Origin of the sequence: Streptomyces sp. NEAU-YJ-81, from assembly GCF_017592595.1 — a bacterium.
GTDB classification, from domain to species: domain Bacteria; phylum Actinomycetota; class Actinomycetes; order Streptomycetales; family Streptomycetaceae; genus Streptomyces; species Streptomyces hygroscopicus_B.
The window spans coordinates 1-10,451 of the sequence record NZ_JAGFNO010000082.1 but is presented as its reverse complement, the minus strand read 5'-3'; the positions used below and the strand labels follow the sequence as shown (position 1 = coordinate 10,451).

The window sequence follows — 10,451 nt, the reverse complement described above, 5'->3', positions numbered from 1 at the left end:
CCTCGGCCTGGAGGTCGACGAAGGCGTCCGCGCCCAGGCCGAGGGCGGTGTCGCGGTCGCCGGCCCGGCCGGTGCCGATCACCCGGGCGCCGACCTCGCGGGCCAGCTGCACGGCGATGGAGCCGACCCCTCCCGCGACGCCAGATTCGAACGTACGAGTCAAGGGTGACGGCCACTCATTCGGCCGGGCAGGGCCCGTTCGCGCTGTCAGACTCCCGGGAGGGAACGCGCCGGTGGGGCGTGGTCGAGGCGGGAGCGGCGAGGCAGGGTGGGCGTGACCGAGCGCGGTACGGCCGGTCGTGCCGCTCCGGACGGGGCGGGGCCGGGCGTGACGGACTACGGCGTCCCGCGCGCACGCGCGGTGACGGAGGACCGGCCGGGCGGGCGACAGTGCGGTGGCGGACCCGGCGGGCAGCGGCGGGACGAGGGGGCGGCGCGTGCGGGGCCGCGGCACGTGGCCTGCGTGATGGACGGCAACGGCCGTTGGGCGCAGCGGCGTTCGCTTCCCCGAACGGCGGGTCACCGGGCCGCGGTGACCGCCGTCATCGACGTCATCGAGGCGGCCCGGGCCGCCGGCGTGGAGTGGCTCAGCCTGTACGCCTTCTCCACCGAGAACTGGAACCGCCCTGGCACCGAGGTCGAATTCCTGATGCGTCTGGTGCGCCGGGTTGTGCGCAAGCATGCGCCGCTGCTGCTCGCGCGCGGCATCCGCTGCCGTTTCCTCGGGGTCACCGACCCGCGCATCCCCCGTGAACTGGCCCAGGACTTCGACGACCTGGCGGCGCTGACCGCCGACAACCGGGGGATGACGCTGACCGTCGCCTTCGACCACGGCGGGCGTCGGGACATCGTCGAGGCTGCGAGGTCGCTGATCCGCAGCGGGACGCCCGCCGACGAGGTGACCGAGCGGCTCTTCGCGGACCACCTGCCTTTCCCCGACACCCCCGATGCGGATCTGGTCATCCGCACCTCCGGTGAGCAGCGCATCTCCAACTTCATGCTCTGGCAGGTCGCCTACGCCGAGTGGGTCTTCCCCGAGGTGCTCTGGCCGGACTTCCGGGCTCCCGACTTCCTCGCCTGCCTGCACACCTACCGGCGCCGCGACCGCCGCTTCGGCGGCGTGCCCGCCCGGACGAACGGAGACCCATCATGACCACCGAAACCACGGGAACGGCCGACGAGGCATCCCTGTTCGGCCCGAAATCGCAGTTCAGCGCCTTCTTCGACGACCCGCGCTGGGCTCTGGCCATGATCCGCGCCACCGTACTGGAGGCCGCTCACCCGCAGATCGGCGCCGCCCTCGTCGACAACTCCACCTTCGTCGCCCACCCCTGGCGCCGACTGCGCAACACCTTCCTCAGCATGCGGCGCATGTTCGCCACCGACCCAGCGGTACGCGAACGGGAGGCCGCCCGACTCAACCGGCTGCACGCCCGCATGAGCGGCTCCGACTCCCGCGGCCGCGCCTACGACGCGATGGACCGCGCGACCCGCGCCTGGGTGGTCGCCACCCTCTTCGAGAGCGCCGTCACCATGTGCCGGCTGAGCGGCCAGCCGCTCGACCAGGACACGATGGAGCGGATGTACGCCGAGTACCGCGCGTTCCTCGCCGCGCTCGACGGCGACGCCGCAGAACTCCCCGAGGACCTGAACGACTTCTGGCGATACTTCGACCGGGTCGTCGAAAGCGAGCTGGAGAACACCGAGGCGGCCCGCGTCATCCTCTACCGGCTCTTCGACCACCTGCCCGCCCCTGCGCTGCTCGACGGCGCGCCGACACTGTGGGCGGCCGGCCGAGCTGTCGCCGGTCCGCTCCTCGGCGCGATCACCGTCGCCTCGCTCCCCGAGCCCTACCGGCGCCGGGCCGGCCTGCCCGAGATGCCCGGCGCCCCAACCCTCATGCAGGGCGCCTACCTCGCCGCCGGGCTCGCCCGATTCCTGCCCGAGGGCTGGATCAACGCCGAAAGCATCATCGAAGCCCTCTCACTCTCGCCCGACAGCGACGACCCCCGCGCCCGCACCGTAACCGCCCTGCGCGCCCGCATGAAGCGGGCATCGGCCCTGCTCCGCCTCCTCACACCACTGAGCGGCGACACCAATCCCGGCCCGGCACCTTCGGCGGCCACAGAAGAGAACCGACGCTCGGCGGAGGAGTTCTTCCGCCGAGTGCTGGACCAGACCGGCGACGGCCACCTCGACTGGCCTGACCTCGCCGCCATGGCACGCGAACTCTCCACCCGCCTCGACCTGGACGAACCCGAGGAGGCCCGGCTCTACGACGCCTTCGCCGCCTGGTGGCGTGAGCTCCAGGCCGCCCTCGACAAAGACGGCGACGGCCGCGTCAGCGCCGAGGAGTACGCCACCGCCGTCCCCTCCCTCGCCGGACCCGCGCTCATCCGCGTTGCCGAGGTCCTCTTCGACGCCACCGACAAGGACGGCAACGGGAGCATCGACGCGGACGAGTACCGAACCCTCTTCCGCACCGCCTTCCACCGCGACCTCACCACCACCGACGGCGCCTACGGCCGGAGCGCCTTCGTGGGCGACTTCCTCTCCTTCATGGCGGGCCGCCGCACGGGCACCCCGTACGACCCCCTCCTCGCCGACGCCTGACGAGCTCGTGCATGGGTTGGCGGCCACGGCTGCACGCTCCTGCACCTACGTCCCTTCTTGCGACTCAGGTACCTGCGAAACGCCCCTCGAGGGCATGCTGACCACCGGATGGTCGAGGTCGAGGCCGTGCGCTGGCTGACGAGCAGGTGGGGATTAGAACTTGTTCCTGAACCTGATGAGGTCCCCGTCGGAGGATGACTCTTCTCAGGCCCGTGAGGCAGGAGGGGAGGTATTGGCTGGTATGCCCCTGCTGTACCTCGTGTTCCACATCTACGGTCTGGCGTCGCTCGAGGCCGTCCGGCTTATGGGCAGTTGGGTTGTGCAGCGAAAGGGAGGGTGTTTCATACGATTACGAAGCATTGTGAGCGCGTTCGCCGTCGGTGTGGCGTTGGTCGCCACCAGTACTCAGACGGCGCTGGCCGACCCGCCGCCGAATGCGGAACCGCCTGAGGTCACGGTGACCGCGCAGGACGCGTCCGGGGCAGCGGCGAGCTGCATTGCCTACGCGTCGCAGCCCAACCACAGCGGCTCTCGGATGACGGGTACCGGAGGCATCAGATCGTGCTCAGGCGGTCCTGTGGCCTGTACCAGCGAGGTGGACCTCGAGTTCTACAACAACTTCTCGAACATGTGGATGACGGCGGCGACCTCACGTCAGTCCAAGTGCGCGCCGCCGCTGCGGTCGTCGACCGCAGCGGCAACCTGCGTGAACCACCCCGGTGACCCGAAGGCTGGCTGGCGTACCACTACGGTCGCGGCCATCGTGAGCTCGAGCGGGTCTACGGGCCATGGCACGGCAAACAGCCCCGTCCCGTACGTGCCCTGCGCGTAGTGGGAAGTTGGAGGGCCTGTGGCAGTCGGGTTGATCCTCGGCCCCAGGCCTTCCACTCGCCGCAGAGAGGGTCGACCGTGACCTCGGACCACGACACGCTCTGGCACCGCTGCGCGTACCTGGGCCGTGTTCTGCTGCCACTGATGGACCAGGAGCCATGGCGACAGGCTCGTCGCCACGAGAACCTGCCGCGGGTCGCTGCTCCCCGCCCTGGCCCCGGTCGCCGACTACCTCCGCCACATCGACCCGGAAACCCTGCCGACGGTCCAGAGCGCGACCACGATCGCCGCGTCCTTCGCCGGTGACTCGGCAGCCGTGGCCGCACCCGCATGGGCGCGTCTGACCACCACCGACCAGGACACCCTCAGCGCGCTCCTGGCGAGGCTGCTCTGATCCCGCCGTGGCCGAGGGACTGGGCCTCCGCCCCTATCAGCAGGCGACGCTGCCGCTCGTCGAGGTGCGGCAGAATCGCCTCGAACTTGGCTGCCAGCACGGCCCGTTGCCCATCCAACCCGCTCATGCCAGACCAACGGACCACCGAATGGAAAGCCACGAGTTAAAGATCTGCACGCCCTAAGCAGGGTCTTATGTGAGCAGGGGGATGAAGATCGTGTCAACGATCTCCTGGATGGCGTGCGCGGACATTGGCGCCAGGTCCATGAGCACTTCGTGTCGGAGCAGGTCAAAGGGCAACCGTGTGATTCGCGGAGTCAGCTTCGAACCATCGATCTCTCCTCGCTCGACGGCGCGCTGCGCAACGGACTCGATCAGCGCCCACCTCTCATCGATCAGGGACGCACGCAGCTCGGCGGGTGTTGTTCCCGTCTCTTCGAAGTAGGCGGCCAACTGTGCGGTCATGGCGACAGCGAACACAGTGAACGCCCCGTTGAGCTGTTCGAGCAGCCCGATCGTGTCATCGCGCAGCGATCCGGTGTCGGGATCGGTGAGCGGGAACTTGTCGCTGGCATGGCCGATGGCATCACGGACCAGCATGGCCTTGGTCGCCCAGTGACGGTTGACGACCGGGCGACTGGTGCCGGCGCCGTCCGCTACCGCGGCGAAGGTGAGGCCCGCGTAGCCGCGTTCCATCAGCTCTTCCCAGGCGGCGTCAAGTAGAGCGGCCTGCAGTTCTGCGCCGCGCCGACGGCGGCGGGGGGCGGGCTCCGGGCTTGCAAGATGCATGACTGCATCTTATTGTGGATTTGGGCGGGCGGCAAACGGGCTGGCGCATTCCGTGTACGCAGCTGGACCGTCGCCGCAGCTGCATTGCCCGCCTCCTGCCATGAAAGACATCCCAGGAGCGTAGATGTCACCCCGTAGCCAGTTCCGCGTGATGCGACCAGGCGGTTGCCTCGTCGTAGCGGGTGCCAGTTTTGAGGCATCCGTGGAGTATGCCCACGAGCCGGTTGGCGAGCTGGCGCAGGGCGGCGTTGTGGCCGACTCCGCGGGTGCGTTGCCGCTGATAGTAGGCGTGGGCGTTGGGCGAGACGCGCAGGGTGCTGAATGCCTGGGTGAGCAGGGCGTCGATGAGCCGGTCGTTGTGGACGTAGCGGGCCAGGGCGACCTTCTTCTTGCCGGAGGCGCGGGTGATCGGGGAAGTGCCGGCGTAGTTCTTGCGGGCCTCGGCGGAGGTGTAGCGGGCGGGGTCGTCGCAGAACTCTGCGAGCACCCGGGCACCGAGGACGACTCCCAGCCCCGGCTGGGAGAGGATGATCTCAGCGGCCGGGCCCGGGCCAGCCGTCGGCCGGCGCTGTCCATCACCTCGATGTCGTGATGGTCCTCGGCCCAGTCATCTCCCACGAACAGTCGCAACGGTCCTCCGCTCTCGATGCCGATCACCTTCAGCAGCCTGCCGGAGAACCATCAGCGACCTAATCAAGCAGTGCTCACGCCGGCCAGAGGCGGGCACGACATCCCATCAGCGATCAACTCTCCGGGCCGAACGGCAGGGGGCACGGTCTTTCATCAGGACTCAACAGTCCAGGAACCAGGAGTGCTCACCTGCCGCTGGCTACCACCTGGAGTCTGCCGGATGGCCGACTCCCCAAACTGATTAGGAAACACACGTGAACACCCACACCGAAGCACAGCAGACCACCCTCGTGACCGTCGATGTGCACGCCATGGGCCGCACCTTCGACGAGACCGAAGTCGACCGGTGGGAGCTCAAGGCCGCACGCCGGGCCTTGATGAACCTGAAGAACGTGGCAGGCGGGCAGGTGATGATGGACTTGCTCGCCGAGCAGATCGACGCCGGCGACCGCTACCACAAGGAGCTCGTCGCGGCCTCGGGAGGCACTTTCCGTGAGTCGCGCACCGAGTTCACCGTCCGCGGGCTCAGCGGCACCGGCCTGGCCAAGTGGTTCGCCGCGCAAGCCGGCACCGGCCGCTTCCAGGACAAGTCACTGCTCGTCAACGCCCACCCCGAGCACTACGTCGAACCGCCCACCTACACGGGCGGCATGGTGGAGACGATCGGCGGCCACCTCACCCGGTTCAAGGTCTCGGTAGCCCGCGAACTGCCCGCCGCTGTCAGCGCATTCCTCGACGCGTCCTACCCGGTGACGCTGATGAACGCCCTGCTCAGCCTGGACGACGCTACTCCCTTCGCGTACTGCCTGCACCAGGCGCGGGACACCGAGACCGGCGCGAACGTGGTGGTGCGCGTCGTCTATCCGTCGGCCGCCCCGGACTCGATGATCGAGGGTCACTGCGAGCACCTGGCGATCGAATTCCGCAGCTGGATCCGTAACGCGGCCGCCGCGGCGCGCTGACCCGACGAAGGCACGCTCATGGATTTCAAGGGAAAGAACGCACTGGTCACCGGCGCCGGTGCCATCGGTGGCTGGGGTACGCGGTGGCGCGGATCCTCGCCTCCGGCGGTGCTGATGTCACGGTCACCGGACGCGACCCGCGGCGCGGTGCCCAGGTGGTTGAGAATCTCGGCGGGCGACTCCGCTTCCTGTCGGCTGATCTGAGCGAGGTCGAGGACGTGCGGCGGCTCGCCGACGCGGTCGGCCCCGTCAATATTCTTATCAACAACGCCGCGGTCCTGCTCGGCGCGACGCAGGAACTCGCCGCCTTCGACGATGCGTTCGCTGTCAACGTGCGGGCTCCCTTCGTGCTCACCACGGTCCTGGCACCGCGGATGGCCGCGAACGGGGGCGGCAGCATCGTCAACATCTCCTCCACCGCCGCAGGCATCGGCATGCCCGCCATGGCCGTCTACGGCGCGACCAAGGCGGCGCTGGAGTCCCTGACCCGTGCCTGGGCCGCCCAGTTCGCCCAGGCGAACGTCCGCGTCAACGCCGTCTCGCCGGGTCCGATGCGCTCGGCGAAGGCGGTCGAGTCACTCGGCCAAGATGTCGGCGGATACGGCGACACGGTGCCGCTGGCCCGGGTGGCCGACCCGACCGAAGTCGCCGAGGTGGTTGCCTTCCTGGCCAGTGACCGGGCCAGCTTCACAACCGGGGCGATCGTCGCCGCCGACGGCGGCCGTTCCGCAGTCTGACCCGGCTCCCGCCTGCCCCACATGAGCCGAGCAGCAGCCCCATCGCAAATCCATCGTCGGCGGCGCCGTAGGCACCGCCGACGATGGTGCGCGGTCGCAGCTACAGCTGAGGACGGGGCCCCTACTCCGGCCGGACATCAACCGGCAGGGGCACTCGGCGGCATGCTTCGGCGTGGACACTGCCCTTGCCGGAAATCTCATCCGCCCTGATGAGGGCCGGTTCTTCAGGTTTCCCGAAACCTTGGCCGCGGTCGCCCGAGCCGATGCTCTCGCGCAGCTGCCATCAGCGCGTCATGATGATCGACCGTGCTGCTGCGACTGGCTTACCTGGGTGTGTCGAACGCGTTCGCGATGCTTCGCCTGCCGCCGATGGCCGACCGGAACAAGGACGCGGAGATCCTCGCTCTGCGCCACCAGATCACCGTGCTGGAACGCCAACTCGGCAAGGACAAGATCCGGTTCACGCCGAGCGATCGAGCATTCCTGGCGGCGCTGCTGCATCGCCTGCCACTGGACGTCCTGCGACGGTTACGGCTGCTCGTCCGACCCGACACGGTGCTGCGCTGGCACCGCAACCTCGTCGCACACCGCCACGCCGCCTCCTGCCGGCCCAAACACCCGGGACGACCGCGCACCGTGCGCTCCATCCGCACCCTGGTGCTGCGCCTGGCGAAAGAGAACCCGAGCCGGGGGTACCGACGCCTGCACGGCGAGCTGCTCGTCCTGGGGATGAAGGTGGGCGCGTCCACCGTCTGGGAAATCCTGAAGGAGGCCGGCATCGATCCTGCGCCCGAGCGGAACTCCAGTACCTGGGCCACCTTCCTTCGCTCCCAGGCTGATGCGCTGCTGGCCTGCGACTTCATGGAAACAGGCCGGGGGTGCGGATGTACGTGCTCGTGGTGATCGAACACGGCAGTCGCCGGACTGGAACCAGCGACATCTCCTCCACGCCCTGCGCGAGTTCGCGCAGTTCTATAACGGACACCGGCCCCACCAGGGCATCGCGAACGCCAGACCGCTGCACCCCTTGCCCCCGCCGATCGACGATCCCGACGCGTTGGCCCGCCTCGACATACGCCGACACGATCGCCTCTGCGGCATCCTCCACGAATACCGACATACCGCATGACCTGCACGGATGGGATTTCCGGCAAGCGCAGACTGCGTGCAGAGCGTTGTCGGGACGGAACAGGGTCGGGTCGAGCAGTACGCGGCGCACATCGTCGTATCGGCTGACCAGCCACAACCCGGTGCCGGGGGCGTAGTGCACGGGGGCCTCGGCCCGGAGCCTGTCGAGCCAGGGGTATGGGTCTCGGACGAAGCCGTCGCCGAAGAGATCGAGCGGGTCGAGCGGGGCACGGACGCCGAGCACCGCCGGGCAGCCCCTGGGCTGGTCCCGGCGGTTCCGCTATGGGATAGGAAGGTGTGCGGGACCGGGGAAGCCACGGCCGGAAGCTAACACGCCCAAGCGCGCCCCTGTTTCCGCTGTGCGCGGCATCACTCGATCAAACGGAGCGGGCTTCAGCGCTCGGCGTCGTCCTCGACGAGACGTCGCAGCGAGGGGAGCAGGGTGTCGATGTCCTGCCCGGTCCTGAACGCGACGACAGTGGTGCCACCGCCGAGCTGCGGTGAGGAGCCGGGCGCCGGAAAGAGGGCGAGCACCTCACGCATCGCCTCGTCCACCTCGGCGACCGGGTCGGACGATTCGCCCCGAAGCCAGCGACGCAGCACATGGTTGTGGGCGGCGACCACCGCGGCGGCCATGAGTTCGGCCCTCAGCGACGCTGGTTCCGTCGGGCCCCCCATCCAGTCGGCGATGAACTCCCGGAACAGTCGCTGATAGCGGCCCACACTGGCGATCTCCCGGTCACGCAGGGCAGCCACCTTGCTGGTGAGGGCATATCGCCGCCTCGCCAGGTCGCCCTCCTCCACGTAGCGCAGCAGTACGAGTCGAACCGCGTCCGACACGGCGACCAGAGCGGTGCTGTGGCTGGAGGTCGCCAGCCGATCTCTGATCAACTCCAGGAGCCGATCGTGGTCCGGAAAGATGACGTCTTCCTTGGATCGGTAGTTCCGGAAGAACGTCGTGCGCCCGAGTCCCGCTCGCTCGGCGATGTCATCGACGGTCGTCTGCTCGTATCCGCGCTCGTCGAAGAGCGCGAATGCGGCGTCTGCCAGTCGGATCCGTGCAGGTGGCTTGCTCATGGCCGCTCATCCTTCCCCGTCTCACCGCGCAGACGCCACTTGCCTCGCTTCGATGGGATCGAACACCGCATTGCGGGCATCGGGCGCCGAGTGACGCGGCGAGGCTTCCATCACAGAGCGCTTTGGGACTAAGTACTTCACTTTCGGAACTGAGTACCATAGCTTGTGAAACACGCCGCCACAGCGGTGCCGACGTGCTACAGCCGTGATCGGTGAGCTCTCGCCTCCCGTCGCGGGTCATTTCGGGACGGGGACGGAGAGGAACACCGTGCTCCATGCAGCGATCGAAACCACGGATAGCGCCCCCGTCGAACGGGAGGTCGATCCAAGCGCGAGCCCACTCCCGGAGGCGGACTGCCCCACGCAGGTGCCGCTGGGTGGAGTGGGGGGTGGAGAGCTGTACTTCCAGCGCTGCCGCTGGTGTCGGACCGCAGTCTTCCGCCGTCTGTTGTGTCCCGTCTGCGCCTCCACCGATCTCGCCTGGGAGCTCAGTTGCGGCACCGGGGTCATCCGTCATGTCCTGGCCATGGGCCGGAGCCCCGGGAGACAGTGCGCACTCGCCACCATCAACATGAACGAGGGATTCTGGCTGTGCTCCAGGGTCATCGGCGTGCCGCCGCTCACCGTGCGAGTCGGGGCCCGGTGTGTCTGACAGAAGGCATCGAGTCCGGCCCTCAGGCACTCCTCTTCCGCCTCTGCGAGCCTCCACAGCCTTCGCGGCCTCCGTGGCAATGAAGGTCGAGGCAGCACGCCCACTTGCTCCAGCGACGTCTGGGGTGTGTACGTCCCCCACGACACCTTCTGACCTGAGTTCGGCCCCGCAGGCCATTGCCCATCAATTGGAGTGCCTCCAATGATCCCTCCTGGCTGCCGCCTACCACGCCGCCCCCCAGTGCCGACCGATTCGTTCCTGCCAAGAACGCTGAGACGCAATGACGTAACGGTGCCCCCAGGCGCCGGTCTGACGGCCCCGCCTCACCAACCGGACACCCCCATTCCGGGTTCCCCAGTGCGGATGGCAGTGCCGTTCCCGCTCGGAAACTCATTCACAGCTGCCTCGGCAACCGGGCTCTTGCTCACCACCTGGCACGCCACCAGCGCCAACGCTCAGAAGGGAGCCAAGCAGTGAGCACCGAGCCCGCGCAGCCGGCCGACATCGATATTCACACCACCGCGGGGAAGCTCGCGGATCTGCAGCGCCGTATCGAAGAGGCGACCCATGCGGGGTCCGCGCGCGCGGTGGAGAAGCAGCACGCCAAGGGCAAGCTGACCGCGCGCGAGCGCATCGAC

The 10,451-nt window shown here is 68.6% G+C and carries 8 protein-coding genes and 3 pseudogenes; 7 read left to right on the top strand and 4 right to left on the bottom strand.

What is annotated here, in order from left to right:
• Positions 1-466: 466 nt before the first annotated feature.
• Positions 467-1,153: a polyprenyl diphosphate synthase gene (uppS, locus tag J5X86_RS49670; protein ID WP_243983346.1), complete on the top strand. Its 687-nt coding sequence runs from the start codon at positions 467-469 to the stop codon at positions 1,151-1,153.
• Positions 1,150-2,613 (top strand): oxygenase MpaB family protein, encoded by a 1,464-nt coding sequence (locus tag J5X86_RS51815; protein ID WP_243983343.1) that lies wholly within the window; start codon positions 1,150-1,152, stop codon positions 2,611-2,613. The genes uppS and J5X86_RS51815 overlap by 4 nt, the downstream gene beginning before the upstream one ends.
• Before the next feature lie 1,196 nt (positions 2,614-3,809).
• Here J5X86_RS51815 and J5X86_RS49660 read toward each other — a convergent pair.
• From J5X86_RS49660 to J5X86_RS49650, 3 genes and pseudogenes are all read right to left on the bottom strand, one after another.
• Complete coding sequence (locus J5X86_RS49660) at positions 3,810-3,965, bottom strand: hypothetical protein (protein ID WP_208523158.1); 156 nt, start codon at positions 3,963-3,965, stop codon at positions 3,810-3,812.
• 65 nt (positions 3,966-4,030) lie between these two features.
• Entirely contained in the window at positions 4,031-4,627 is a 597-nt protein-coding gene (locus J5X86_RS49655; protein ID WP_201858789.1) for a TetR/AcrR family transcriptional regulator, read from the bottom strand.
• 127 nt (positions 4,628-4,754) lie between these two features.
• A pseudogene (locus J5X86_RS49650) lies at positions 4,755-5,171 on the bottom strand (transposase); the annotation flags it as partial.
• 340 nt (positions 5,172-5,511) lie between these two features.
• Between J5X86_RS49650 and J5X86_RS49645 the strand changes: the two are divergent.
• The 3 genes and pseudogenes from J5X86_RS49645 to J5X86_RS49635 all read left to right on the top strand — a co-directional run bounded on the left by J5X86_RS49645 (position 5,512) and on the right by J5X86_RS49635 (position 8,085).
• Complete coding sequence (locus J5X86_RS49645; RefSeq protein ID WP_208523154.1) at positions 5,512-6,219, top strand: hypothetical protein; 708 nt, start codon at positions 5,512-5,514, stop codon at positions 6,217-6,219.
• 83 nt (positions 6,220-6,302) lie between these two features.
• A complete protein-coding gene (locus J5X86_RS49640) occupies positions 6,303-6,956 on the top strand; it encodes an SDR family oxidoreductase (RefSeq protein WP_308124992.1) in 654 nt (217 codons plus the stop codon).
• A 306-nt stretch (positions 6,957-7,262) separates the two neighbouring features.
• Positions 7,263-8,085: pseudogene (locus J5X86_RS49635) on the top strand (helix-turn-helix domain-containing protein).
• Between the two features lie 392 nt (positions 8,086-8,477).
• Here J5X86_RS49635 and J5X86_RS49625 read toward each other — a convergent pair.
• Positions 8,478-9,161: a TetR/AcrR family transcriptional regulator gene (locus J5X86_RS49625; RefSeq protein WP_208523153.1), complete on the bottom strand. Its 684-nt coding sequence runs from the start codon at positions 9,159-9,161 to the stop codon at positions 8,478-8,480.
• 205 nt (positions 9,162-9,366) lie between these two features.
• Here J5X86_RS49625 and J5X86_RS52755 point away from each other — a divergent pair, with 205 nt between their 5' ends.
• Positions 9,367-9,813, top strand: a complete 447-nt coding sequence (locus tag J5X86_RS52755) for a zinc ribbon domain-containing protein (protein WP_308124991.1) — start codon at positions 9,367-9,369, stop codon at positions 9,811-9,813.
• 473 nt (positions 9,814-10,286) lie between these two features.
• Positions 10,287-10,451 (top strand): annotated as a pseudogene (locus J5X86_RS49615) (methylmalonyl-CoA carboxyltransferase); the annotation flags it as partial.

What these genes read in the sequence shown, in the direction of transcription:
- uppS (WP_243983346.1), top strand. Translation starts at nt 467, where the DNA reads ATGGACGGCAACGGCCGTTGGGCGCAGCGGCGTTCGCTTCCCCGAACG.
- J5X86_RS49625 (WP_208523153.1), bottom strand. Translation starts at nt 9,161, where the DNA reads ATGAGCAAGCCACCTGCACGGATCCGACTGGCAGACGCCGCATTCGCG.
- J5X86_RS51815 (WP_243983343.1), top strand. Translation starts at nt 1,150, where the DNA reads ATGACCACCGAAACCACGGGAACGGCCGACGAGGCATCCCTGTTCGGC.
- J5X86_RS49660 (WP_208523158.1), bottom strand. Translation starts at nt 3,965, where the DNA reads ATGAGCGGGTTGGATGGGCAACGGGCCGTGCTGGCAGCCAAGTTCGAG.
- J5X86_RS49655 (WP_201858789.1), bottom strand. Translation starts at nt 4,627, where the DNA reads ATGCATCTTGCAAGCCCGGAGCCCGCCCCCCGCCGCCGTCGGCGCGGC.